This is a genomic window from Roseateles amylovorans, from assembly GCF_025398155.2.
Classification (GTDB): Bacteria; Pseudomonadota; Gammaproteobacteria; order Burkholderiales; family Burkholderiaceae_C; genus Roseateles; species Roseateles amylovorans.
The window spans coordinates 2656071-2680296 of record NZ_CP104562.2 but is presented as its reverse complement, the minus strand read 5'-3'; the positions used below and the strand labels follow the sequence as shown (position 1 = coordinate 2680296).

General features: G+C 67.0%; 19 protein-coding genes. 9 read left to right on the top strand and 10 right to left on the bottom strand.

The features are described 5' to 3' along the window. Positions 1-113: 113 nt before the first annotated feature. The 3 genes from N4261_RS11330 to N4261_RS11320 form a co-directional block, all read right to left on the bottom strand. Positions 114-926 (bottom strand): alpha/beta fold hydrolase, encoded by an 813-nt coding sequence (locus N4261_RS11330; protein ID WP_261760243.1) that lies wholly within the window; start codon positions 924-926, stop codon positions 114-116. Continuing rightward, a complete protein-coding gene (locus tag N4261_RS11325) occupies positions 923-1975 on the bottom strand; it encodes a M14 family zinc carboxypeptidase (protein WP_261760242.1) in 1053 nt (350 codons plus the stop codon). Before N4261_RS11325 ends, N4261_RS11330 begins: the two co-directional genes overlap by 4 nt. 216 nt (positions 1976-2191) lie before the next feature. Next, complete coding sequence (locus N4261_RS11320; RefSeq protein ID WP_261760241.1) at positions 2192-2524, bottom strand: DUF3579 domain-containing protein; 333 nt, start codon at positions 2522-2524, stop codon at positions 2192-2194. Positions 2525-2745: 221 nt separating this feature from the next. Between N4261_RS11320 and N4261_RS11315 the strand changes: the two genes are divergently transcribed. Together N4261_RS11315 and argF are read left to right on the top strand one after the other, a co-directional pair. Beyond that, positions 2746-3963 (top strand): aspartate aminotransferase family protein, encoded by a 1218-nt coding sequence (locus N4261_RS11315; RefSeq protein WP_261760240.1) that lies wholly within the window; start codon positions 2746-2748, stop codon positions 3961-3963. After that, entirely contained in the window at positions 3960-4922 is a 963-nt protein-coding gene (gene argF, locus N4261_RS11310; protein WP_261760239.1) for an ornithine carbamoyltransferase, read from the top strand. The genes N4261_RS11315 and argF overlap by 4 nt, the downstream gene beginning before the upstream one ends. 163 nt (positions 4923-5085) lie before the next feature. On the opposite strand, the gene N4261_RS11305 is transcribed toward argF, so the two are convergent. Next, complete coding sequence (locus tag N4261_RS11305) at positions 5086-5847, bottom strand: substrate-binding periplasmic protein (protein WP_261760238.1); 762 nt, start codon at positions 5845-5847, stop codon at positions 5086-5088. Between the two features lie 320 nt (positions 5848-6167). On the opposite strand from N4261_RS11305, the gene N4261_RS11300 reads away from it, so the two are divergent. The 5 genes from N4261_RS11300 to N4261_RS11280 all read left to right on the top strand — a co-directional run bounded on the left by N4261_RS11300 (position 6168) and on the right by N4261_RS11280 (position 11685). Continuing rightward, positions 6168-6926 (top strand): metallophosphoesterase family protein, encoded by a 759-nt coding sequence (locus N4261_RS11300; protein ID WP_261760237.1) that lies wholly within the window; start codon positions 6168-6170, stop codon positions 6924-6926. 32 nt (positions 6927-6958) lie between these two features. Further along, the gene (locus N4261_RS11295) at positions 6959-8407 is read left to right on the top strand and encodes a serine/threonine protein kinase (protein ID WP_261760236.1); all 1449 of its coding nucleotides are present in this window, start codon (positions 6959-6961) and stop codon (positions 8405-8407) included. Positions 8408-8831: 424 nt separating this feature from the next. Then, complete coding sequence (locus tag N4261_RS11290) at positions 8832-9212, top strand: YkgJ family cysteine cluster protein (RefSeq protein WP_261760235.1); 381 nt, start codon at positions 8832-8834, stop codon at positions 9210-9212. A gap of 260 nt (positions 9213-9472) precedes the next feature. Next, a complete protein-coding gene (locus N4261_RS11285) occupies positions 9473-10081 on the top strand; it encodes a TRAP transporter small permease subunit (RefSeq protein WP_261760234.1) in 609 nt (202 codons plus the stop codon). Beyond that, positions 10078-11685 (top strand): TRAP transporter large permease, encoded by a 1608-nt coding sequence (locus tag N4261_RS11280; protein ID WP_435532031.1) that lies wholly within the window; start codon positions 10078-10080, stop codon positions 11683-11685. Before N4261_RS11285 ends, N4261_RS11280 begins: the two co-directional genes overlap by 4 nt. Positions 11686-12110: 425 nt before the next feature. Here the strand turns inward: N4261_RS11280 and N4261_RS11275 are convergent, their stop codons facing one another. Further along, positions 12111-12608 carry a hypothetical protein gene (locus N4261_RS11275; protein WP_261760233.1) on the bottom strand — a complete coding sequence of 166 codons (498 nt, stop codon included), beginning with the start codon at positions 12606-12608 and terminating at the stop codon, positions 12111-12113. 379 nt (positions 12609-12987) lie between these two features. Between N4261_RS11275 and N4261_RS11270 the strand changes: the two genes are divergently transcribed. Then, the gene (locus N4261_RS11270) at positions 12988-16341 is read left to right on the top strand and encodes a sensor histidine kinase (protein WP_261760232.1); all 3354 of its coding nucleotides are present in this window, start codon (positions 12988-12990) and stop codon (positions 16339-16341) included. Positions 16342-16391: 50 nt separating this feature from the next. Here the strand turns inward: N4261_RS11270 and N4261_RS11265 are convergent, their stop codons facing one another. From N4261_RS11265 to N4261_RS11245, 5 genes are all read right to left on the bottom strand, one after another. Next, positions 16392-17249: an amino acid ABC transporter substrate-binding protein gene (locus tag N4261_RS11265; RefSeq protein WP_261760231.1), complete on the bottom strand. Its 858-nt coding sequence runs from the start codon at positions 17247-17249 to the stop codon at positions 16392-16394. 342 nt (positions 17250-17591) lie between these two features. Continuing rightward, on the bottom strand, positions 17592-19085 hold the full coding sequence (locus tag N4261_RS11260) for a replication-associated recombination protein A (protein ID WP_261760230.1): 1494 nt from the start codon (positions 19083-19085) through the stop codon (positions 17592-17594). A 54-nt stretch (positions 19086-19139) separates the two neighbouring features. Further along, on the bottom strand, positions 19140-19787 hold the full coding sequence (gene lolA, locus N4261_RS11255; protein ID WP_261760682.1) for an outer membrane lipoprotein periplasmic chaperone LolA: 648 nt from the start codon (positions 19785-19787) through the stop codon (positions 19140-19142). Between the two features lie 122 nt (positions 19788-19909). Further along, a complete protein-coding gene (locus N4261_RS11250; RefSeq protein WP_261760229.1) occupies positions 19910-22273 on the bottom strand; it encodes a DNA translocase FtsK in 2364 nt (787 codons plus the stop codon). Positions 22274-22331: 58 nt separating this feature from the next. Next, a complete protein-coding gene (locus tag N4261_RS11245) occupies positions 22332-23000 on the bottom strand; it encodes a Crp/Fnr family transcriptional regulator (RefSeq protein WP_261760228.1) in 669 nt (222 codons plus the stop codon). A gap of 173 nt (positions 23001-23173) precedes the next feature. Here N4261_RS11245 and trxB point away from each other — a divergent pair, with 173 nt between their 5' ends. Beyond that, positions 23174-24133 (top strand): thioredoxin-disulfide reductase, encoded by a 960-nt coding sequence (trxB, locus tag N4261_RS11240; RefSeq protein WP_261760227.1) that lies wholly within the window; start codon positions 23174-23176, stop codon positions 24131-24133. The last annotated feature ends 93 nt before the right edge of the window (positions 24134-24226 follow it).

Genomic DNA, 24226 nt, shown 5'->3' with positions numbered 1-24226 from the left:
CACTTGCGCCCTCGCCCGACCCCGTGTTGCCTTGCTCTCGCCTCGGCCCGGCCTAGCCCCGCCCGGCCTGACCTGACCTGAGCTCGCCTCGCCTCGCCTCGCCTTGAGTGCAATCAGGCCTGCAGCGGCATGGGGCGACTGATCTGCCCTACCACCTCGCGCACGTGGAGCCAATCCACCACATTGCGCGCGACCCATTCCCCATCGTCCAGCGGCAGATCATGCCCCGCACGGGCATGCAGCCGCAGGGGCGCGCCCCACGCACGGCTGATCGCCTGGGAGCACCGCCAATCCACCAGCTCATCGCCCTTGCTGCACAGCAGCAGCATCGGCGGCTCCGGCTTGGCCGGGCTGGCCCGATAGCGCACCGCCGCGAGCAGCTGGCGCAGCGCATTCCGACGCCGCACCGGATGCTGCCGCTGCAGATCCACCCAGCGATCCAGCACCCGATCGGGCTGGGCCTGAAGCCGGGTGGTCATGCTGAGCACACGCGCCTCGCGTTGCCGCAGGCTGAGCCGGAACACGCTCAACATCACCAGCGGCCAGTAGTTGGACGGGCGCAAGCGGCGGAAGAACGCACTGAAGGGCCGCAAGCTGGTGTTGATCAACACCACCGCCTGCAGCTCGGAAGGATGCTTGAGTGCCCAGTCGCTGGCCACCATCGCTCCCAGCGACATCGCCAGCACGTGATAAGGCGGCGCCACACCGCGCCGACGCAATTCCGCGCGGCAGGCTTCCATCATCTCCGGCACCCGCGTCGGGCTGCTGACGGCGCACTGCTCGCCATTGCCCGGCAAGTCCAGCAGTTCCAGCCGCACATCAGACTGCTGCGTCCGCAACGCCCGCACCAGCCGGTTCGGAAAGTCACCCCAATGGCCGCTCTCGCGCGTCAGGCCGCGCAGCAGCACCCAGGTCTGCGAGCTCATCCACGGCTCCGGCGATACCAGCGAAACAGCGCCTGCTCGCCATGATCCAGCCGCGTGTCCGGCCCCGGCAGCCAGCGGGCCGCGCTCTGCGTGGCGCGCGTCATGAAATCCATCCAAGCCATGTGTCTCCGAAGCACTCTTTGTTGTCGATGTTCGATCAGCGGATTGAACATGCCGTGCCGGGAGAGTAGCTGCCGCGGGTTTTTCTTCACCCATCGCCATGACCCCATTTCGAGCGTCATAGGGAGGAAGATCCCCTCATTCATGGTGAGGGACTCGTCATAGAGATGGTCCCAGAGATCGCCATGCGCGAGGTAGTGCCGGCTTTGCGGCTCCATCACATACGGATGCGCCAAAAGCCCTTGATCCAGCACCTCGCACAGCGCGTGGACCTCCGCCAGGTGGCGCATCGGACGCCGGCTGCGCGCATAGGGAAACCAGATCCGGTCATGCAGACCGAAGCCCGAATGGCAGTCGATCGTCAGCGAGAACGGGCGGCCGAGCAACTCCTCCCGCACGAGGCGACACAAGGCCTCGCTCTCCGGCTCCATCGCCGCACCGGACGCGCCGCGGTACCAGGGCAGCCATGACGTCAAACGCTGGCCACCCACCAGGAACGGCACCGCCCGCTCCGCATCCTGCGGGGCATTGCGCATGAGGTCCACGCCTTGCGGATTCGACCGGGTGCCGGCCAGGATGCCGCCAGGATTCACCAACGGCAGAAACACGAGCCGAAGTGACTCCAGTTGCTGATGCAGGCTCGCATCCCAGCGCAGCCGCCGCACCAGACTGCCCAGATAGCCCAACACCACCTGCGCACCGATGCGCTCCAGGCCATGCACCCCGCCGATGAATCCGAGACCGGGCACGCTCGGGTCCGGATTGCCCATCGTGATCGCCATCACCGGGAGTTCGGCGTCACCGAGGCGAACCTTCGCCAGCTCGCGGCAGCGCAGCCAGTCGCCGCCCTGGTCGATCAGGCGGGCAAGCTCCTGGAGCTCAGGCAGGACAGCAGCGCTGGACGCCGATGACGAGGGAAGGACGGCCATGCGCGGGTGTCGGACGAAGCCGGCAAGCCTATCGCCAGAGGCGGCTCGCGGCGATGGCCCGATGGAGCCACGTCGTGTGCGCTCCGCTACGGCAGCCGCAACGCAAGGGCAGCCAGCGCGGCGGGAGCGGCGGGAGCAACGGAACGAAGACTCGTGGGGCAGCGAGCGCCGGAACCGGCGCGAGCGCGGCGATCGTCCCGACGGCCGGGACGCGGGTCAGCGCTTGGGCGCGCCGTCCTCGGGGAGCTGACAGGCCTCGACGACCTGGAGCTTGTTGTCGCGAGCGAAGTTCATGACGAAGTCCCAGGCCATGGGCTCGATCGCCTTGAGGGCCTCGTTGACGATCACGCACTTCACGCCGTTGATGACACGGGGGACGCAGTAGGGCGAGTAGCCGAGGTAGGCGTCACGACCGGTGCGGGTGCCGCCAGGCCGAAAGGAGGACATGGCGCCCGCCAGACGCTCGGCCCAGTCGCTCGGACGAAAGGTGCGGCCATCCGTGGTGATTCCCTGGATGAACACTTCTCGCGGCTTGGGCTGCTCTGTCATGCGTCACTCGACCAATTCCATCGGTGGGATCCACCGGCCCAGGCCGGGGGGGCCCACAGGCAAAACCGCTATTGTGCCTCGGATGTGTTGCGTCGCAGCACACATGAGCGAGCGGCAGACCGATCACCCGTGCGACATATGGCGCGGCCCACCTGTTTGCCGGAGGGTGACCCTTAGAATCATTCGCTCCCCTTTCCTTCACTCCTTGCTTTGGAGACTTGATGAACGCCCCGGACTCCTCGTTCGCCGCCCCCACCGAACCCCATGTGATGCAAACCTATGGCCGCCTGCCGATCGCGTTGTCGCACGGCGAAGGCTGCTGGGTGTGGGATACGGCCGGCCGACGATACCTGGACGGGCTGTCGGGCATCGCCGTGAACACCCTGGGGCACAACCACCCCCGGCTGGTCGCGGCATTGCGGGACCAGGTGGGCAAGCTGATTCACACCAGCAACTACTACCACGTCCCGCTGCAGGAAACCTTGGCGGCCAAGCTCTGCGAGCTGTCCGGCCTGACCAATGCGTTCTTCTGCAATTCCGGCCTGGAAGCCAACGAAGCGGCGCTGAAGATTGCCCGCAAGTTCGGCCATGACCGTGGCAACGACAACCCGGCGGTGATCGTGTTCGAGAAGGCGTTCCACGGCCGCTCGATCGCCACGCTGTCGGCCACCGGCAATCCCAAGGTGCAGGCCGGCTTCGGGCCCCTGGTGCCGGGCTTTGTTCGCGTGCCGCTGAATGACCTGCCGGCGCTGGAACAGGCGATCCAGGCCAATCCGAACATCACCGCCATCTTCCTGGAGACGATCCAGGGCGAAGGCGGCATCAACCCCGCCCGCATCGAATTCCTGAAAGACCTGCGCCGTCTGTGCGACCAGCACGACCTGCTGCTGATGCTGGACGAAGTGCAGTGCGGCATCGGCCGGACCGGCAAGTGGTTCGCGCACCAGTGGGCCGGCATCTCGCCGGACGTCATGCCGCTGGCCAAGGGCCTGGGCTCGGGCGTGCCGATCGGCGCGGTGGTCTGCGGACCGCGTGCGGCCAAGGTGCTGGGTCCGGGCAACCATGGCACGACCTTCGGCGGCAACCCGCTGGCCATGCGCGCCGGCGTGGAAACCCTGACGGTGATGGAAGACGACCAACTGCTGGCCAATGCCACCCGCGTCGGCGCCGAACTGAAGGCCGCGCTGGAACAAGGTCTGGCCGGCGTGCCGGGCTTCGTCGAGGTGCGCGGCTACGGCCTGATGATCGGCATCCAGCTCGACCGCCCCTGCGGCGTGCTGCTGGGCCAGGCGCTGGACGCCGGACTGCTGATCAGCGTGACCGCGGATTCGGTGGTGCGTCTGCTGCCGGCGCTCATCATGACCGGCGATGAAGCGGCGGAGATTGCCAATCGCCTGGTGCCACTGATCAAGGCCTTCCTGGCCGCGCCCAGTCCATGAAGCCGGGGAACAGCCTGATGCGCCACTACCTGCAGTTCAAGGACCTGCGCGCGGAAGAGTACGCCTACCTGTTCGACCGCGCGTCCATCATCAAGCGTCGCTTCAAGAACTACGAGAAGTACCAGCCGCTGGTGGACCGGACGCTGGCCATGATCTTCGAGAAGGCCAGCACCCGCACCCGGGTGAGCTTCGAGGCCGGCATGTACCAGATGGGCGGATCGGTGGTGCATCTGACCACCGGCGACAGCCAACTGGGCCGTGCCGAGCCGATCGAGGACAGCGCCCGCGTCATCAGCCGGATGGTGGACGTGGTGATGATCCGCACCTTCGAGCAGGCCAAGATCGAGCGATTCGCGGCGCACTCGCGGGTGCCGGTGATCAACGGCCTGACCAACGAATACCACCCCTGCCAGATCCTGGCCGACCTGTTCACCTTCATCGAACAGCGCGGCATGGACCGACGCGGCGCCATCGACATGGACTGCCTCAAGGGTCGGGTCGTGGCCTGGGTGGGCGACGGCAACAACATGGCCAACACCTGGCTGCAGGCGGCCGAGATCCTCGGCTTCACCGTGCATGTCAGCACCCCGAGCGGCTATGAGATCGACGCCAAGGTGGCCGGCATCCAGGACAGTCGCTGCTACAAGGTCTTCAAGGACCCGAAGGAAGCCTGCCGCGGCGCGGACCTGGTGACCACCGACGTCTGGACCAGCATGGGCTACGAGGCCGAGAACGAGACCCGTCGCACCGCCTTCGCCGACTGGTGCGTGAACGCGGACATGATGGCGCAGGCCAAGCCGGATGCGCTGTTCATGCACTGCCTGCCCGCGCATCGGGGCGAGGAAGTCTCCGCGGAGGTCATCGACGGTCCGCAGTCCGTGGTCTGGGACGAGGCAGAGAACCGGATGCATGTGCAGAAGGCGCTGATGGAGTATTTGCTGCTGGGCCGGATCGGCTGATCCGGACCGCCGAGCGCTGCAGCAGGCGCGCCGGCATTCCGCCGGGATTCCGCGGCGTTCCGCGGCGTTCCGCCGGATTCCGCCTGCAGGCCTCCATACGCCAACGCACCTACCGCGCCAACCCCGCCGCCCCACGGCCCGCCTCTGCGGGCCGTTTTTCCATTCACTTCAGCGGCTTGAGGCCATCTTCATAGCTGCCGGGTGGATAGTGCCGCTGCACCGTCTTCCAAAAGGCGCCCGACCGGGTGGACCGCTCGATGGCCTCGGACAGCAGCTCGCGGTCCTGCGCGGACAGATGCCGGGACAGATAGACGCCGCTCTCGCCCCAGCCGAGCTCGGCCACCGGCTCATAGCGCAACCGCTCCATCAAGGCGCGCTGGCGGCCATCCTGCAGCAGCGTGCCGGTCAGGATGGACGGCACCATCAGCGTGACATCGGCCAGATTGCGCTCCAGCGCGCGGGCCACCGCCAACGGATCCGCTTCCAACAGCAGCCGCTTCTGCTCGCGCAGGGTCTGGATCAGCGCCTGATACGCCTCTCCGTAGTCATAGCCGCGCACCAGCACCACGCGCAGTTCGCGGCGTTGCGACAGCTCGGCCAGACTGTCAATCGAGGCACGGTCCGACACCAGGGAGATCAGCATCGGCCGGTAGCGCATCGTCGGCACGAAATCCCCCCGCGCATCGCGCCCCGAGCTGCGGGTGGCGGCCAGCAGCAGATCGGCCGAGCCGCCACTGAACATCGCCTCCAGGCGGGCGCGCGGCACGACGGTGAACTCGAACTGGCAATGCGTTTCCTCCGACACCTTGCGAAGGATGTCCGGATACACGCCCGCCACGGCCCCGCCGGAGGCCACCACACTGAGCCCGGTGGGTGACAAGGGCACGCGGATGGTCCGGCTGCACTGGGCCCGGACGGGTCCCATGGTCAGGAGGGCAGCACTGGCCGCGAAGGCCATCCAACCTCGTCGGCGCAAGGTCGACGTTGGCGTTCGAACGCTCGCTGGGCGGTCCCGCCGCCCAGCAGACTGCTGATTCATGTGAAGTTACTCCCCTGTGCAAGGCTACCCGGCGGGCGCCCCGTCTGAAGCGGCAGGTTAACAAATTGCAACGATTCAGCCAGCAGTGAAAGCCCCCGCACCCGCAGGCCGCGGCGGCCATCCATCTGCGGGGAGGTCCATGTCGGGAAGCGGGCGAGCCACGCCACTCAGCGCAACGTCAGCCGCACGTGGCATGCTTGCGGGCAATGAAGACCGCGCTGATCTCCGACATCCATGCCAACCGTGAGGCGCTCACGGCCGTTCTCGACCATGCCCGCGCCCAGGGGGCCGATGATTTCGCCTTGCTGGGCGACTATGTCGGCTACGGCAGCGATCCTGGTTGGGTCATTGACCAGGTGCGTGCGCTGCGGGCGGCGGGCGCCGTGGTGGTGGCGGGCAATCACGACCGAAGCGTCGCCGAAGGCACCCATCCGACCATGCACGACGATGCGCGGCAGGCCATCGAATGGACCCGTTCCCGGCTCGATGAGAGCCAACTGCGGTTCCTCGCCGAGCTGCCCTTGTCCGACGCTCGCCATGACTGCCTGTATGTGCATGCCAATGCCTTCGACCCTGCGGGCTTTGCCTATGTCCAGGGACGGCTGGAAGCGATGCGCAGCCTGCATGCGACCGAATGCCGCTACACCTTCTGTGGCCACATGCATGAGCCGATGCTCTACCACCTCTCCGGCACCGGCAAGGCGGGGGATTTCCGGCCGCAGCCGGGCGTGGCGATCCCCCTGCTGCCCAATCGCCAATGGCTGGTGATCCCGGGGGCCTGCGGCCAGCCGCGCGACGGCAATCCCGCCGCCGGCTACGCCTTGTTCGACCATGACCGCGGGGAACTCACCTTTCAACGCGTGCCCTATGACGTCGAGGCCGCCGTGGCCGCGCTGCGCGCGGCCAACGGCCTGCCGCCGGCCCTGGGCGAGCGCCTCGCGCAGCGCCTGATCCTGGGCCGCTAGGCCCGCGCCCGATCGACGCCCCGCGCCGCACGATGACCGACAGCCCGCCGCCCATCACCACTCCGCTGCAACCCGGCCAGATCCTGGACGGTTTCATTCTCGAAGAGCGCCTGCATCAAGGCGGCATGGCCAATCTCTGGCGGGTGCGCCGCGAGACGCCGCTGCCGGGCGAGGACTTTGCGCTGATGATGAAGGTGCCGCGCATCAAGGGCGGCGAGGATCCGGCCAGCATCGTCGGCTTCGAGGTCGAGCAGATGATCATGCCGGCCCTCAAGGGACCGCATGTGCCGCGCTTCGTCGCGCGCGGCGACTGGCGTCGTCAGGCCTACATCGTCATGGAGCACATCCAGGCCGACAGCCTGCGGCCTCGCCTGGATCACGCGCCGCTGCCGCTGGTGGAGGTGGTGGAGATCGGCATCCATGTCGCGCATGCGCTGACCGACCTGCATCGCCAGCATCTGGTGCATCTGGACATCAAGCCCAGCAACATCCTGCGCCGCGCCGATGGCACGGTGGTGCTGGTGGACTTCGGCCTGTCGCGCCACGATTTCCTGCCCGACCTGCTGGAAGAAGAGTTCTCCCTGCCCATGGGCACCGGTCCCTACATGTCCCCGGAGCAAGTGCAGTTCATCCGCAACGACCCGCGCAGCGACCTCTTCGCGCTGGGCGTCATGCTCTACCACCTGGCCACCGGCGAGCGCCCGTTCGGACAGCCGACCTCGGTGCGACAACTGCGGCGGCGCCTTTATGTCGAGCCGATCCCGCCGCGAGCGATCCGGCCGGAGCTGCCGCCCTGGTTCCAGGAAATCGTCCTGCACTGCCTGGAAGTGCGGGCGGAGCGCCGCTACCAAAGCGCCAGCCAACTGGCGCTGGATCTTCAACGTCCGGATGCGGTCGCCCTCACCGCACGGGCTCACAAACTCGAACGCAGCGGCCTGGTGCGCCGCTTCAAGCGCTGGTTCCTGGCGATGGGCGAAGAGCCGCAGGCGCCCAGCTCCGCTGGCGCCCAGGTGGCCCGCAGCCCCATCATCATGGCGGCGGTCGATGTGACCCACGGCCGCCCGGTGCTGCTGGAGGAACTGCGGGAGGTGGTGCGCCGGCTGATGCAGACCGAGCCCGGCGCGCGCCTGGCCTGCGTCTCGGTGATGAAGACCGCGCGCATCGGCATGGACGAGCTCACCGATGCCCAAGGCCGCAGCCACCATGTGCAGCAACTCATCGCCCTGAAGAACTGGGCCCATCCGATGACACTGGACCTGGCGCTGGAGGATGGCCGCCTGACCTTCCACGTCCTGGAGGCCCCGGACGCCGCCGATGCGCTGATCGAATTCGCAGCCAAGACCGGCGTCGACCACGTCGTCATGGGCGCGAGAGCGACCTCCACCCTGCGCCGCTACCTGGGCAGCGTCTCGGCGCAAGTCGTCACCCAATGCGCCTGCACCGTCACCGTCGTGCGCGAGCCCGCCCTGCCGGAGGAATGAGGCCGCGGGGATCGAGAGGTTCGTGGCTCGTGTGTCCTCGATCCTCGATCTTGGAGACGGTGTTGCCGACGAGGGGTATGGGTGACTTGAAGGAAGGGCACGGTGGATCGGGGCAGGCTGACCCGGGCCCTCTTTCGGAAGTATTAGGGGGAATTCGACTGCCGAGAGGCAGGCGAAGGAGGACATGGAGAAAGAGGGCCCGGGTCAGCCTGCCCCGAGGGTGAGGTGCTCGTGGCCGGCATGAGGGCGGTGATGGCCAACGCGTCCCAATCAGGGGGAATTCGACTGCGGACAGGCAGGCGAAGGAGGACATGGAGAAAGAGGGCCCGGGTCAGCCTGCCCCGAGGGTGAGGTGCTCGCGGCCAGCATGAGGGCGGTGTCGGCAAACGACTCACCCCCAAGATCAAGACCTAAACTGCGGGGCATGTCCCAGTCCCCCGCCACCCACGATGAGAGCGCCACGTCCCCGAGGGGTGCTGGCGCGGACAATCCATGCACCCGTTGCGGCGCCTGCTGCGCGACCTTCCGAGTCGATTTTTCGCGCCAGGAGTTGCTGAGCGAAGGCGGGACGGTGCCGGACGGATTGACGGTGTCGCTCAACGACAGCTTGAGCCGGATGCGCGGGACGGATCATGCGCAGCCGCGCTGTGCGGCGCTCACTGGCAAGGTGGGTGAGCATGCGGGTTGCGGCATTTATGAATGGCGCCCGTCTCCTTGCCGAGAGTTTGGACTGCGGGCGCCATTGGGCCTGGGGGATGAGGCGTGCAACCGGGCGCGCGCCCGTCACGGGCTTGCGCCGCTCTGAGCGATCGCCTATCGCCTGCACCGCGGGCTTCCCAATCCAAGCGCGCTCGACAGCTTCTGCGGGCAAGGCCAATGGCCCCACCGGATCCCGGACGCCCCTGCTACCGCGCCGCAACACACGCCCTGGTGCTTTCCCGAATCGGCCGCTGATTTCAGATCCCGCTCCACGCGCGCTGGCTACAGTGCGACGAGGCCGCCCGAACGGTCAGAGCCATCCCGCGCCGTCGACGGGAGGCCAGGAGACAACTCGGAATCTGAGTGATGAACGCCCTGCTCGCTTTCGCCAAGGGCATTGACGGACTGACGGACCGATTCGGCCTCCTTGCCGCCGGCGCCGTTCTGCTGTCGTGCCTGATCAGTGCCGCCAATGCGGTGATCCGCTACGGCCTGGACATCAGCTCCAACGCCTTCCTCGAAATCCAGTGGTATCTGTTCGCCGCCTGCGTGATGCTGGGCGCGTCGCAGGTCCTTCGGCTCAATGAGCATGTCCGTGTCGACCTCCTCTACGGCCGCCTGGGCGGACGCGGCAAGGTGCTGGTGGACCTCTTCGGGCTGATCGTCTTCCTGCTGCCGGTGATGGTGGTGGCCGGTGTGCTGTCCTGGGACTTCTTCGTGGTGAAGCTCACCTCCGGTCTTCGCGCCGACGACCGCATCGCCACGCTGGGGTGGATCGGCTACGGGTGGCGGCTCCTGAGCAGCGGCGAGGTCTCCGGCAACGCCGGTGGATTGATCCGCTGGCCGGCTGCGCTGATGCTGCCTTTGGGCTTCGCACTGCTGTCGCTGCAGGGCGTGTCGGAGATCATCAAGCGCGTCGCTTGGCTGGCCCATCGGCATGAGATGGACATCCACTACGAGAGGCCGCTGCAATGATCACGATGGCGCAGTTCCCCCCGCTGATGTTCGCGGGGCTGATCCTGATCATGCTGATCGGCTTTCCAGTGGCGTTCTCACTGGCGGCGCTGGGCTTGGCCTGCGGGCTGTTCGCGGTGAGCCAGGGATGGTTCCCGGTGGCATTCATGTCGGCCTTGCCGCAGAACGTGTTCGGCATCCTGTCCAACGAGCTTCTGCTGGCGATCCCGTTCTTCACCCTGATGGGCACGCTGCTCGAAAAATGCGGGCTGGCCGAGGACATGCTCGATTCGATGGGCCAGTTGTTCGGACCGGTGCGCGGCGGGCTGGGCTATTCGGTGATCATTGTGGGTTTCATCCTGGGTGCGATCACCGGCACGGTGGCGGGCCAGGTCATCGCGATGGCGATGATCTCGCTGCCGGTGATGATGCGCTACGGCTACAACATGCGGTATGCCACCGGCGTGCTGGCAGCCTCCGGCACCATCACGCAACTGGTGCCGCCGTCCCTCGTGCTGGTGGTGCTGGCGGAACAGCTCGGACGCCCGGTCGGCGACATGTACAAGGGCGCCTGGGGGCCGTCGATCCTTCAGGTGTTGATCTTCGCGCTCTACACCTTCGCGCTGTCGCGCATCAAGCCCGATCACGTCCCCGGCGTGCCGGCCTCGGCACGCACCCTGCACGGCTGGGCGCTGTGGAAGAAGTGCCTGCGCGGCATCATTCCATCGGCCATCCTGATCTTCGCCGTGCTGGGATCGATGGGCGGGCTGCCCGGCATCGACACCGCCATCTGCACGCCCACCGAAGCCAGCGCCATGGGCGCCGTGGGCGCCTTCATCCTGGCGGCCCTGCACCGGCGGCTGAGCTGGCCGGTGGTGAAGGAAGCCACCATCGGCACCATGCGCATCACTGCGATGGTGGTCTTCATCCTGATCGGCTCGCGCATCTTTTCGCTGGTGTTCCAGGGCGTCGAAGGCGGCGTGTGGATCGAGCACATGCTGCTCAATCTGCCGGGCGGTCAGATCGGCTTCCTGATCGCAGTGAACCTGTTCATCTTCTTCCTGGCGTTCTTCCTCGATTTCTTCGAGATCGCCTTCATCATCCTGCCGCTGCTGGGACCGGTCGCCCACACCCTGGGCATCGATCTGGTCTGGTTCGGCGTGATGCTGTGCGTGAACATGCAGACCAGCTTCATGCATCCGCCGTTCGGCTTCGCCCTGTTCTACCTGCGCGGCATCGCCGACACGCTCTACAAGAACAAGGCCCTGCCCCGGCGCATCGAATCCAACGACATCTACCTCGGCGCCATCCCCTGGGTGCTGATGCAACTGATGCTGGTGGCCGTGGTGATCTTGTTCCCGGTCACCGTGACCGCCTTCCTGGACAAGGAAGAAGCCGGCGATCTCGACAAGGCCACCGAGATGCTTCAGAACATCGACGCCGGTCAAGGAGGGCGAGGTCAGGAATCCGATGAGGAGACGCGGCGGTTGTTCGGGCTGCCTGATGCGGCCTCTGATGCGGCGTCCGGTGCAGCGTCTGGTGCAGCCTCCGGGCCGGGTTCCTCAAACCCCAGCGAGCGCGAAGACCCCATGGATGCGCTCCGCAGAGCCGTGGAAGAAACCTAGAAATAACGGCTGGAGCTCCTTGCGGCCAGCCACTACACACACCCCGCACCGCGCGTCGGGCCGGACCAACCCGGGCCCTCTTTCTCCATGTCCTCCTTCGCCTGCCTGTCGGCAGTCGAATTCCCCCTAATACTTCCGAAAGAGGGCCCGGGTCGGTCCGCCCCGACAGACCGAGAACTTCCACCAAACCATTCCCCGAAAACCTCGAATACAGCGACCGCCAAAGCACCCAAGGTTCAGGACTCTGAACTCTGAACTCTGGGCTTGGTGGTACAGGGTTTGGGTAGGGGGTATGAGGGAGGATCAGCGGATCAGCGGATCGGCCGATCAGCGAAGGAGACGCCTGCGCTTGTTCGTTTCAGCGGGCCAGGCATTGGGAGGCGCAGGCGCCCAGCCGGGGTGAGACGCCTGCGCCTTGTGCTCGCTCAGCGCGTGGCCGGCGGCATGTTGGAGGAGGACTTCACCCGATCCCATGCATCGCGAGCGGCCGGACGAGCCCGGTCCCAATCCAGCGACGAGGTTCGGCGCTGTTGACCCCAGTCGCGGTGCAGTTCGCTTTCGAAGTCGTCGAAGTCACGGTCCGGATAGCGACTGAAGGCGTCGACACCATAGGCATAGGCAGGCCCGTAGTCGTCGAAGTTGGCCTTGTCTTCGACATACGGTCGCATGCCGTAGTTTTCCCGCCAGTACGCCGCTTCGGCGGTGGGATCGATGGCCTCGGCCACGCCCTTGCCGGCCAGGCCACCCACCACCGCACCGACGGCGGCGCCTACCGCCGTGCCCAACGGGCCAGCCACGGTACCTGTGGCGGCACCCGCAGCCATGCCGCCCACCACGGCGCCCAGTCCGGTGCCCACCGGATGAGCGCCGGGCTCCTTGGTGATGGGATCAAGGTTCGCATCCCGCTTTTGAACGTCGTTCATGTCGATCTCCTGGTGTGGTCGATGAATGAGGTCTTGTCGGCAATCGCCATGCCGGACGGGCCCGCTCGACGGCGCAGCCGTGGGCGCACAGCGTGCCTTTCCGGATATGGCCTCTCCCCGATGGGGGCCCAGCGGAAAAGAGCTCATCGGGCATACTTCCGGAACCCACTCCGTCTTCATGCGATCACCACTGCCCTGCCACGCCCATCGCTCGACGTGCTCCCACCGTTCCGGAGCCATCGACGTTGCACCGCCGCAGGCTGAGCACCCACAGCGCCTTCCATTGCGGTTGCGGTTGTGGTTGTGGTTGCGGCTGCGGTCGACGTTGCTGGGCCTGGCGACGACGCGGCAGAACCTGCGGAGGATGACGAGCGCAGCAATGCCCACATCCGTGCCCGAGGTGCCCGCTGGTGCCCTGAAACGCGTTCAGGCCGTGATGGTGGCGCTTTGCACCGCCGCGCTGGCTGGGGCCTTGTCTTTGGGCGCCACCGCGGCGCTGGCCGCGTCCAAACTCACCGACTACGCCCACACGCCGCTGCTGGTGAACGACGGCGCGCCCGCCGACATCTGGACCCTGTCGCAGGCCGACGACGGCGTGCTGTGGCTGGGCACCGGCATGGGCCTGTTCCGATTCGACGGCCTGCGGTTTGATCGCTATCCGTTGCGCGAAGGTGAACGGCTGACCTCCTCCAACATCAACGGGCTGAAGTTGATGGCCGATGGCGACATCTGGCTGGGCTTTCACGGTGGCGGCACAGCCCGCCTGCGAGACGGCCGCGCCACGCTCTACGGTCCCAAGCAGGGGCTTCCTCCGGGCAAGGTCCTTCGGTTCGCCCTGACGGGGGACGGCGTCCTCTGGGCCGCAGCCAGTGGCGGATTGGCGCGTTTCGTCGACGGCCGCTGGCAAGCCGCGACGTCGGGCTGGGGGCTGGGCGATGAGGGGGCGTACTACGTGTTCGTCGACAGCCGTGGGATCTTGTGGGTCTGTACCGGCCGTCGACTGATGTTCCTGCGTCCAGGCGCTCAGCGATTCGAGGACACCGGCATCCGCATCGCGGAGTACGGCATCGTTGCGGAAGATCGAAGCGGCCGGATCTGGCTCAGCGAGTCGCTCTATGGCATTCGCCCGCTGCCCGAGCTCTGGGCCACTGACTCAAGGAGTTCACGGCCGGCCGAGCCGAAGGGACCGCCACCCCAGCCGTCCACCGATACATTTCCCACCCCGGCCTTTGGCTATGCCAAGCAGATGCTGTTCGCGCGCGACGGCAGCCTGTGGCTGACGGTGTCCGGCGCCGGCGTCTGGCGGCTCCTGCATCCGGAGGCCGTGCCGACCGACCGCCCCCTCTCGCCCGATGATCCGCTGGAGAAGTTCGACCGCGACCAGGGCTTGCCCGCCAACGTGGTGGTCCCGATCATCGAGGACCGTGAAGGGACGGTCTGGGTCGGCACCAACAACGGCATATCCAGTTTCCAGAAGAAGCGCCTGCATGAGGTGCAGAGCCTTTCCGCCACCTCCGTGGGCGGCTATGCCGTTCTGGCGCATGGCAAGGGGGTGGTCGCCGGGAACCTGCGGGAGGCGTTCGCCGTGGATCCGCCGACACCCGAGGTGGCCCTCACCGGCCCGATTCCCACCCGGACGTCGATCGCCAGTGCGGACGGTGCCCTGTGGTGGCGCCGCGAGTCGGAGCTGATCCGCCGCAAGGGCAGCGACCTGCGCCACGTGCCGCTGCCGCCGCATCTGTCGGGCGTCCTGGCGGTGGCGATGACACCGGATGGCGAAGACGGCCTGTGGCTGTCGGTCCTGGACGACGGCATCTACCATGCCACGCCCAGCGGCGTCGTGAAGGACGAACGCCTGAAGGACCTGCCGGCGCCACGGGCCATGGGCCGCGGCCCAGACGGCTCGCTCTGGCTGGCCAGCGAGGACCAGGTCATCCATCGCAGGGCCGGCCAAAGCACGGTCTACGGGCTGGAACAGGGCCTGGCGATCGGCCGCGCCACCACGGTGTATGTCAGCGATCGTCGGCTGCTGATCGCCGGTGAAAGCGGCGTCGCCCTCTTCGACGGAAAGCGCTTCCATGCCATCACCGACGTGCAGGACAGCGCCTTCGGCAATGTCACCGGCATCATCGAATCACTGGACGGCGACCTGTGGCTCAGCGGCGGCCGAGGTGTCATCCAGATGCCGTCGGCGGACGTGGCATCCAATTTCGCGAAGCCTTCCGCCGCGATGAACTATCGGTTACTGGATCGCCGTGACGGCCTGCCCGGGGTCGCGCTGCAGGCCACTGCAGTACCGACGGCCTTGCGTGACGGCCGCGGTCGCCTGTGGTTCACGACCAACCGAGGCATCGCCTGGCTCGACCCGGCCGCGCTGCCGCGCAATGAACGACCGCCACACACCGAGGTGCTGAACATTCGCACCGGCGAGCGCACCTACATGGCCGACGACGCACTCACCCTGCCCGCCGGCACCACCAGCCTGACGCTGCGGTACACCGCGATCACGCTGGTTGCGGCGGACCGTGCGCGCTTCCGCTACCGATTGGAAGGCGTCGATCGGGATTGGCACGATGCCGGCGCGCAGCGCGAGGCCACCTACGCCAACCTCGCGCCGGGGGAGTATCGCTTCCAGGTGATGGCCGCCAACGGCGACGGCGTCTGGGACGCGTCCGGGGCGAACCTGCGCTTCAGCATTGCGCCGACATGGTTTCAGACCCGAGGCTTCGCGCTGGCCTGCCTGTGTTCGCTGCTGCTGCTGGGATGGCTGGCCTACCGGCTGCGCATCCGCGCCATCGCCAAGCAGGTGCGGCTGCGCCTGGAAGAGCGCCATCTCGAGCGCGAGCGGATCGCCCGCGAGCTCCACGACACGCTGCTGCAGGGCGTGCAGGGCCTGGTGCTGCAGTTCAACCGTGTGGCGCGCCGCGTGGACGCACCGGAGATCAATGACAAGATGGAACGGGCGCTGGCCAATGCCGAGAACCTGATTGCCGCCGCGCGCGACCGGGTGTCCGACCTGCGGGCCAACCACGGACCGCTGGGGGCCGACCTGACCCGGATCGTCACCGAACTGGCGGACGACAAGCTGGCGGTCGTCATGCAGATCGACGGCAATGAGCGCGCCCTTCGCGAGTTCGTGCACGACGAGTTGCTCATGATCGCCCGGGAAGCGCTTTGCAACGCGGTGCGCCATGCCAGTGCGACGACCCTGTCGGTGCACCTTCGCTATGACGAGCGCGGGGTCACCGTGCAGGTGGCCGACGACGGCAGGGGCCTGGATCCTGCGATCGGCCACCTGGACGGACGCCCCGGCCATCACGGCATCCGCGGCATGTTCGAACGCGCCAAACGCCTGCAAGGCACCCTGCGGATCCGTGCGGGCGCGCAGGGTGGCACCGAGGTCGAGGTGCGAGTGCTGGCCCAGTATGCGTATGCACCCACCGCCCGCGATCCCCTGCATCGCCTGGTCCGCGCACTCGGCCGGCGGCTCAAGCGGTGGGCCGCACCGTGGCTGCGCCGGGTCAAGCGTGTGCGTGAGGCGCGGCGCCATGACCCCGCACAGCCCGACCCGCGATACCGGGACACCCAACCCCGAGATTCGGCGTTTCAGGATTCGTCGGTGGGCGGCACGACGCCGTCAGGGGCATCCTCTCGCGCCGAGCGCCGCCGCCATGCCGCGCGCACAGAGGCCGTCAAGGCCCCACAGGATCGTGCCGAGGCCCGCAGGCACTGATCTTGTCCGCAACCAGTACAACCAGTGCAACCAGCGCAGCAAGCGCCACCTCAACGGTAATGTTCAGGATCCGGGGTGTCGGTCGGCTGCGCGACCACGCGCCGGAAGGCCGCGCTCATCGGCATCTTCAGGTTGATGCCGTTGGGCGGCAGCGGGGATTCGAACCAGCGGCGATAGATCGTCGCGATCTCGCCGCTGCGGAACAGGCCGGTGATCACCTCATCCACCAGGACCTTGAACGCCGGATCATCTCGGTTCAGGCCGATGGCGTAGGGCTCCACCGTCAACGCGCGCTCGGAGATGAGATAACCATCCGCGGACAGCGAGCCCCCCTGCTGAGCCAGCAGGCTGCGCAACAGCACGTCGTCCATCAGGAAGGCCTGCGCGCGGCCGCTGCGCAGCAGTTGGAAGGCGTCCGGGTCATCCAGTCCCGCCACGATGCGGATGCCCAGTTGCTGCTGCTCGTTGATGCGCGCCAGGGTTTGGATGCTGGTGGTGCCGATGGTGCTGGCCACCGGTCGGCCCCGAAGGTCCGCCAGGCTTTGCACCCGCTCGCCATCGCGCGTCATCAGCTTGGTTTCCGCGACGAAGATGGTCACCGAAAACGCCTGGCTGCGCGCCCGTTCGGCGGTGTTGGTGGTGATGCCGCACTCCAGGTCCAGCGTCCCGTTGGTGACCATCGGCAGCCGCGTGGCTGACCCGACCGCCACGCGCCGCACCTCCAGGTCCGGCAGCTTGAGCCGCACCCGCAGCGCGGCAATGATCCGGTCACACAACTCCACCGTGTAGCCAATCGGCTTGAGCTGCGCATCCAAGTAGGAAAACGGCAGCGAGGCCGGCCGATACCCCATCACGACCACGCCCGTTTGACGGATGCGGTTGAGCGTCGGCCCTTCGGGCGGTGCCATGGGCGCTGTGACCGATGCGGCGGCCGTGGCGGCTGATGGGGATGGGGAGGACGCTGTGGAGGGCCCCACCGCTGGCCCGGCTGCGGAGGAGACCGGCGACGACGCCGTGGTCGACGCCCCCGCCTGCGGCCCAGCCCCGATAGAGCGGCGAGGTGCCGCCTCTGCGCTGACCTGGCTCAGGACAGCCGCCGTCAACATCACCCCGCACACCGAACGCACCGCGCCAACGGCCGACCTCCCCATCGCCCGAACGAACCGCAGGCCATGCACGGTGCAACGCCAACCGCTGCGGGGCGCCGCCAGCAGCGCTGCTGCGCGAAGTCGGATCGCCCGCATGTGCGCTCAGCCCTCGTCGCCGCCGAGATCGCCGTGGCGATCCTGCTCGCGCTGACGGTCCGGCTCGGCGTCCCGAGCGCGATCGCGATCGCGGCTGGGTTGAGCCGCGCCGCCGGTGCGGGCTCGGCCCTGCCGCGCGCTGCCGTCCCCACGAGGGGCATCGGCATCGGCATCGAGCCGGCGCAGCTCATTGAGCCGATCGCCGATGCGCAGCTCCAGGCCGCGCGGCACCGGCTGATAGAAGCGCTGGTCTTCCAGCCCATCCGGCAGGTACTGTTCGCCGGCCACATACGCGCCGGGGAAATCATGCGCATAGCGATAGGCCTTGCCATAGCCCAGTTCCTTCATCAGCCGCGTCGGCGCGTTGCGCAGGTGCACGGGAACCGGGCGGGAGCTGTCCTGCTTGATCAGCGCGCGCACCTGGTTGTAGGCGTTGTAGACGGCGTTGGACTTGGGTGCGATCGCCAGATAAACCACCGCCTGCGCCAAGGTGAGCTCACCTTCGGGCGAGCCGAGCCGCTCATAGGTCTCGGCCGCATCCAGACACAGGCGCAGCGCCCGCGGGTCGGCATTGCCGATGTCTTCGCTGGCCATGCGGATCAGTCGCCGGGTGATGTAGCGGGCATCGACGCCGCCATCCAGCATCCGCACCAGCCAATACAGCGCCGCATCCGGATTGGAGCCTCGCACCGACTTGTGCAGCGCCGAGATGACGTCGTAGAACTGGTCGCCGCCCTTGTCGTAGCGCCGCAATTGCTCACCGAGGGTGCGCTCGAGCAGGGTCTCGTCGATCTCCGTCGTGCCGGCGGGCGTCAACTGCGCCACCGTCTCCAAGGTGTTGAGCAGCCGACGCGCATCGCCGTCGGCATAACCGATCAGCCGCTGCGCCGCCGCATCGGTCAACGCCGGGCTGTGCAGCATCGCACCGCCGCGGGCCAGCAGCTCGCGCATGTCCTGCTCGTCCAGCGCCTTGAGCACATGCACCGTGGCCCGGGACAACAGCGCGGAATTCACCTCGAACGATGGGTTCTCGGTGGTCGCGCCGATGAAACTGAACAGGCCGGACTCGACATGCGGCAGGAACGCATCCTGCTGCGCCTTGTTGAAGCGATGGACCTCGTCCACGAACACGATGGTCCGACGGCCTTGGCCGGCCGCCGCCTGTGCACGCTCCACCGCCTCGCGGATGTCCTTCACACCGCCCAGGACGGCCGAGATGGCGATGAACTGCGCATCGAAATGCTGCGTCATCAAGCGCGCCAGCGTGGTCTTGCCCACGCCCGGCGGACCCCACAGGATCATCGAGTGCGGCCGACCGCTCTCCAGGGCGACACGCAGCGGCATGCCCTCGCCCAGCAGATGGCGCTGGCCCACCACGTCTTCCAGCTTGCGCGGGCGCAGGCGCTCCGGCAGCGGGGCATGAGCGTTGGGCGTCGTGGCGGCCGGGGGCGAGGACGGGACGGGATCGAACTCGTCCGGAAACAGGGATGCGTTGCTCATGACGGAAAGCGGTGGGCGAGCCGCCTCAGGCGAGCGGGTCCACCGCCGGGGGATTCAGGGCTGCTGCAGCACGTCGGTGCCGGCCGGAGGATCGAAACGGAACCGATCAGGCGCGATCTTCGCATTGACCTGCACCGCGCTGAACTGCATCACCGACCGCTGGCCGAACGCATCGACGATGTCCAGCGCCGTCAGCTCGCGCCCCTTGAAACCCAGGCGCAGGCTCTGCAGACCGCCATCGCTGCGCTTGGGCGTGGCGAGCACCCAGTCCACCCCTTGCTCGCTGGGCTGGGCCTTGAGCGTGAAGTCGCGCGACAGGTCGCCGCCGGCCAGCAGCGCCACCGGCGTCGCACCCAGGGCCTGATCCATGTTGCGCACGCTGGCCTGCGACAGGTCCGGGTCATACACCCAGACCTTCTTGCCATCGCCCACGATCAGTTGCTCGGCCGGCTTGTCGTAGGCAAAGCGGAACTGGTTGGGCCGCTGGAACTCGAAGCTGCCGGTGGTGTTCTTCTTGCGCTTGCCATCGGGCGACGTCACCGTCTGGGTGAAGGTGGCGCGACCGCTCTTGACCTCGCTGATGAAGGTCTGCAGCGCGCTGACACCATCGGCCTGCGCCAGGGAGGCCAGGCTCACCAACGCCACGCCCACCAGCGCGCGCACTGCGCCCCCGCTTGAAGCCGCACCGGACGATCGGATCATCCCGGTCAGGAAGCGCCACGGGGCCGATCGATGCGGTTCGCACGAGCGCGCCAGGGCGGCAAGAGAGGTCAAGGCAGACAAGGTGGAGAGCACAGTCATGGGATAGGAGGATCGCTGCAGGGTCAGCCTTCGTCGCGCTTGGGCACGATGATGTCGCGGTTGCCGTTGGTGGCCATCGACGACACCAGGCCGGATTTCTCCATCTGCTCCAGCAAACGGGCTGCCCGGTTATAGCCGATGCGCAGATGACGCTGCACCAGCGAGATCGAGGCCCGCTTGTGCTGCAGCACGACAGCCACGGCCTGGTCGTACATCGGGTCGGATTCGCCCTCGCCGCCGGCGGTCAGGCCTGGGAGGCCATCGCCGCCGCCATCGCCGTCGAGCACGCCGCCTTCCAGAATGCCTTCGATGTAGTTGGGCTCACCGCCCTGCTCCTTCAGGTATTCGACCACGCGATGGACTTCGTCGTCGCTGACGAAGGCGCCGTGGACCCGCACCGGCAGGCCGGTGCCGGAGGGCATGTAGAGCATGTCACCCATGCCGAGCAAGGCTTCGGCGCCCATCTGGTCCAGGATGGTGCGGCTGTCGATCTTGCTGCTGACCTGGAAGGACAGGCGGGTGGGAATGTTGGCCTTGATCAGGCCGGTGATGACGTCCACCGACGGACGCTGGGTGGCGAGGATCAGGTGGATGCCCGCCGCCCGAGCCTTTTGCGCCAGGCGGGCGATCAGCTCTTCGATCTTCTTGCCGACCACCATCATCAGGTCGGCCAGTTCGTCGATCACCACGACGATGTGAGGCAGACGATCGAGCGGCTCCGGCTCTTCCGGCGTGAGGCTGAACGGGTTGGGCAGCTTTTCCTCGCGCTCGGCGGCTTCGGTGATCTTCTTGTTGTAGCCGGCCAGGTTGCGCACGCCCAGCTTGGACATCAGCTTGTAGCGCCGCTCCATCTCGCCGACACACCAGTTCAGCGCATTGGCCGCCTGCTTCATGTCGGTGACCACCGGCGCCAGCAGGTGCGGAATGCCTTCGTAGACGCTCATTTCGAGCATCTTCGGGTCGATCAGGATCAAGCGGACATCGCGGGCTTCGGCCTTGTAGAGCAGGCTGAGGATCATCGCGTTGATGCCCACCGACTTGCCCGAACCCGTGGTGCCGGCCACCAGGCAGTGCGGCATCTTGGCCAGGTCGGCCACCACCGGCTGGCCGATGATGTCCTTGCCCAGGCCCATGGTCAGCGCGGAAGAAGCGTCCGCATAGATCTGCGAACCCAGGATCTCGGACAGCCGGATGGTCTGGCGCCGCGCATTGGGCAGCTCCAGCGCCATGAAGTTCTTGCCGGGGATCGTCTCGACCACCCGGATCGAGGTCAGGCTGAGCGAACGGGCCAGGTCCTTGGCCAGGTTGACGATCTGCGACCCCTTCACACCGGTGGCCGGTTCGATCTCGTAGCGGGTGATCACCGGACCCGGCGATGCCAGCACCACGCGCACTTCGACGCCGAAGTCCTTGAGCTTCTTCTCGATCATCCGGCTGGTCATTTCCAGCGATTCCGGCGTGACCGTTTCCACCCGCGGCGGCGGTGCATCCAGCAGGTCGACCTGCGGCAGCTTGGCATCGCTCGGATCGGTGAAGAGCGTCTGCTGGCGCTCCTTGATCACGCGGGTGGATTTCGGCGCCTCGGCCACCGGAGGCTCGATGACGATAGGCAGGTGCTCTTCGACCACCAGCCGCTCGACCTCGACCACCGCTTCACGCTCTCGCTTGGCTTCCTTGCCAACGCGCTTGTCCTCGGCGATCTCGCGGCGCTCGACGCGGCGTTCACGCAGGCCTTCGATCCAGGCGCCGATGTGTTCGGCAACCCGCAGCCAGGAGAACTTCAACGCCAGCGAGGCACCGATCACCAAGGCGGCGATCCACACCACACCTGAACCGGCAAAGCCCAGCAACTTCATGCTGGCGGGACCCAGCAGATAGCCCAGCACACCGCCGGCATGGCCGGGCAGGTGCGATTCCCAGCTGTACAGCCGGGTCCATTCGAGCGCGCAACTGGCCGCCATCAGCAACAGCACCCCGCCGGCGGTGTGCATCCGTTCCTTGACGGACGGTGCGGCCGTGCCGTCCGCACGCAGCAAGCGCGCCAGGCCGCCAAGCCAGCTGCGCACCGACACCAGCATCAGCCACCAGCAGGAATAGCCCAGGCCGAACAGCAGCAGGTCGGAAATCCAGGCGCCCAGTGCACCCACCCGGTTGTGGGTCAACTCCTGGCCGGCGGCGACGCTGAAGGCGCTGTCGCCGCGGTCATGACTGACCAACGCCAGCAACACCAGGCACCACACCAGTCCGCTGCCAAGCAACCACAGCGGAGTGCGCAGCGGACTGACCGGCGCAGGTGCGGCTACAGGCGCCTTGCGTGGCTTGCGCGCGGGGCGTTCGGAGGGGGCGGCGGAGTCTTCTCCACCCAGCAGGGAACCGGGGAAACTCATGCCGCCATTGTGACGCAGGTCACCCGCGCCTCAGCCCCGCAGGCGGGCCGCAAGGTGTTCAATCGTGTTGCAACCGTTCCTTGATGACCACGGAACCGTTCTCCAGCGTCTCGATCACGCCCTTGTCTTCCAGATCCTTCATGACCCGGCTGACCATCTCACGCGATGCGCCGACGACCTTGGCCATGTCCTGGCGGGACACCTTGCCACGGATGATCTTCACGCCCTTCTCCTCCTCGGCCATGTCCAGCAGCGTGCGGGCCACGCGTCCGTAGACATCCAGCAGCGCCAGCGACTCGATCTGGCGATCGGCGTTGCGCAGGCGGGCCACCAGACCGCGCAGGATGCCGTAGGCCAGGCTCGACGGCTCGGGCAGCCCACGGGCGAAGTCGGAGCGACCGAGCACCAGCATGTCGGTCTGGACTTCGGCACGTACGGTGGCGGAGTGGGGTTCGTTGTCGATGAGGCTCATCTCGCCGACATAGTCGCCGGGCTGCAGCACCGCGAGGATCACCTCGCGACCGCGGCTGTCTGCGGTCAGCACACGGGCACGGCCGTTGAGCAGGATGAACAGCGCGTTGGATTTCGTGCCCTGCTCGACGATCAGTTCGCCGCGTTTGAATCGCCGCTTGACGACACTGTCCGCAATGGACTGGGCCTGGTCGGCGGTCAACAGGGAGAACAAGGGGACCCTGCGGATCAGATCCAGATTGGACAACATGGCCATGAAGGGGAACCTCCTGTCGGGGTCTAGGGTCTAAAGACGATCATCGGGGTGCCCCACGTTGGGGCCACCTAGAATGCCATGCATTGTGCCAATTTGTTCACGGTTGTTCATAGGGTGTAGGCCGTAGGCTTGCGGCCCTTGCGCCACACGTGTGCATCCCCATTTGTACGACCATGAGCCAAACCACACGTCACACCCAGTTGCTGATCCTGGGCTCCGGCCCTGCCGGGTTCACCGCCGCCATCTATGCGGCCCGCGCCAACCTCAAGCCCCTGCTGGTGACCGGCATGGCGCAAGGGGGTCAGCTCATGACCACCACCGAGGTCGACAACTGGCCGGCCGACGTGATGGGCGTGCAAGGTCCTGAGCTGATGCAGCGCTTCCAGCAGCATGCGGAACGCTTCCAGACCGAGATCGTCTTTGACCACATCAACACGGTCGATTTCTCCAAGCGACCCTTCACCCTGACCGGCGACAGCGCCGTCTACACGGCCGATGCGGTGATCATCGCCACCGGCGCATCGGCCCAATACCTGGGCCTGCCGTCCGAGGAATCGTTCATGGGCCGCGGCGTGAGCGCCTGCGCCACCTGTGACGGTTTCTTCTATCGTGAGCAGGAAGTCTGCGTGGTGGGCGGTGGCAACACGGCGGTCGAAGAGGCGCTGTACCTGTCCAACATCGCCAGCAAGGTGCACCTGATCCATCGTCGCGACAAGTTCCGCGCCGAGCCGATCCTGGTCGACAAGCTGATGGAAAAGGTCAAGGCCGGCAAGATCGAGCTGCAGCTGTTCAGCACCCTGGATGAGGTCCTGGGCGATGCCAGCGGTGTCACCGGAGTCAGGGTCAAGTCCACCCATGATGGCGGGACCAAGGACATCAAGCTGCAGGGTTGCTTCATTGCGATCGGCCATCGGCCCAACACCGAGATCTTCACCGGCCAGATCGACATGAAGGACGGCTACATCCGCACCCGCAGCGGCCTGGAGGGCTTTGCCACGATGACGAGCGTGCCGGGCGTGTTCGCCGCGGGTGACGTGCAGGATCACATCTATCGCCAGGCCATCACCAGCGCCGGCACCGGATGCATGGCGGCCCTGGATGCACAGCGCTTCCTGGAGCAGGAAGGCACCTGAGCCGCAGCGGCACCGGCGGCGGGCGTGATCGGCGCCCTCCGCGGTCACCGCCGGATTGGCAGCCTTGATGCGTCGTTCTGAGGCGTCGTTCTG

Excerpts from the sequence above, each read along its gene's own strand:
- N4261_RS11330 (WP_261760243.1), bottom strand. The coding sequence starts at position 926 with ATGAGCTCGCAGACCTGGGTGCTGCTGCGCGGCCTGACGCGCGAGAGC.
- N4261_RS11325 (WP_261760242.1), bottom strand. The coding sequence starts at position 1,975 with ATGGCCGTCCTTCCCTCGTCATCGGCGTCCAGCGCTGCTGTCCTGCCT.
- N4261_RS11320 (WP_261760241.1), bottom strand. The coding sequence starts at position 2,524 with ATGACAGAGCAGCCCAAGCCGCGAGAAGTGTTCATCCAGGGAATCACC.
- N4261_RS11315 (WP_261760240.1), top strand. The coding sequence starts at position 2,746 with ATGAACGCCCCGGACTCCTCGTTCGCCGCCCCCACCGAACCCCATGTG.
- argF (WP_261760239.1), top strand. The coding sequence starts at position 3,960 with ATGAAGCCGGGGAACAGCCTGATGCGCCACTACCTGCAGTTCAAGGAC.
- N4261_RS11305 (WP_261760238.1), bottom strand. The coding sequence starts at position 5,847 with ATGGGACCCGTCCGGGCCCAGTGCAGCCGGACCATCCGCGTGCCCTTG.
- N4261_RS11300 (WP_261760237.1), top strand. The coding sequence starts at position 6,168 with ATGAAGACCGCGCTGATCTCCGACATCCATGCCAACCGTGAGGCGCTC.
- N4261_RS11295 (WP_261760236.1), top strand. The coding sequence starts at position 6,959 with ATGACCGACAGCCCGCCGCCCATCACCACTCCGCTGCAACCCGGCCAG.
- N4261_RS11290 (WP_261760235.1), top strand. The coding sequence starts at position 8,832 with ATGTCCCAGTCCCCCGCCACCCACGATGAGAGCGCCACGTCCCCGAGG.
- N4261_RS11285 (WP_261760234.1), top strand. The coding sequence starts at position 9,473 with ATGAACGCCCTGCTCGCTTTCGCCAAGGGCATTGACGGACTGACGGAC.
- N4261_RS11280 (WP_435532031.1), top strand. The coding sequence starts at position 10,078 with ATGATCACGATGGCGCAGTTCCCCCCGCTGATGTTCGCGGGGCTGATC.
- N4261_RS11275 (WP_261760233.1), bottom strand. The coding sequence starts at position 12,608 with ATGAACGACGTTCAAAAGCGGGATGCGAACCTTGATCCCATCACCAAG.
- N4261_RS11270 (WP_261760232.1), top strand. The coding sequence starts at position 12,988 with ATGCCCACATCCGTGCCCGAGGTGCCCGCTGGTGCCCTGAAACGCGTT.
- N4261_RS11265 (WP_261760231.1), bottom strand. The coding sequence starts at position 17,249 with ATGGCACCGCCCGAAGGGCCGACGCTCAACCGCATCCGTCAAACGGGC.
- N4261_RS11260 (WP_261760230.1), bottom strand. The coding sequence starts at position 19,085 with ATGAGCAACGCATCCCTGTTTCCGGACGAGTTCGATCCCGTCCCGTCC.
- lolA (WP_261760682.1), bottom strand. The coding sequence starts at position 19,787 with ATGATCCGATCGTCCGGTGCGGCTTCAAGCGGGGGCGCAGTGCGCGCG.
- N4261_RS11250 (WP_261760229.1), bottom strand. The coding sequence starts at position 22,273 with ATGAGTTTCCCCGGTTCCCTGCTGGGTGGAGAAGACTCCGCCGCCCCC.
- N4261_RS11245 (WP_261760228.1), bottom strand. The coding sequence starts at position 23,000 with ATGGCCATGTTGTCCAATCTGGATCTGATCCGCAGGGTCCCCTTGTTC.
- trxB (WP_261760227.1), top strand. The coding sequence starts at position 23,174 with ATGAGCCAAACCACACGTCACACCCAGTTGCTGATCCTGGGCTCCGGC.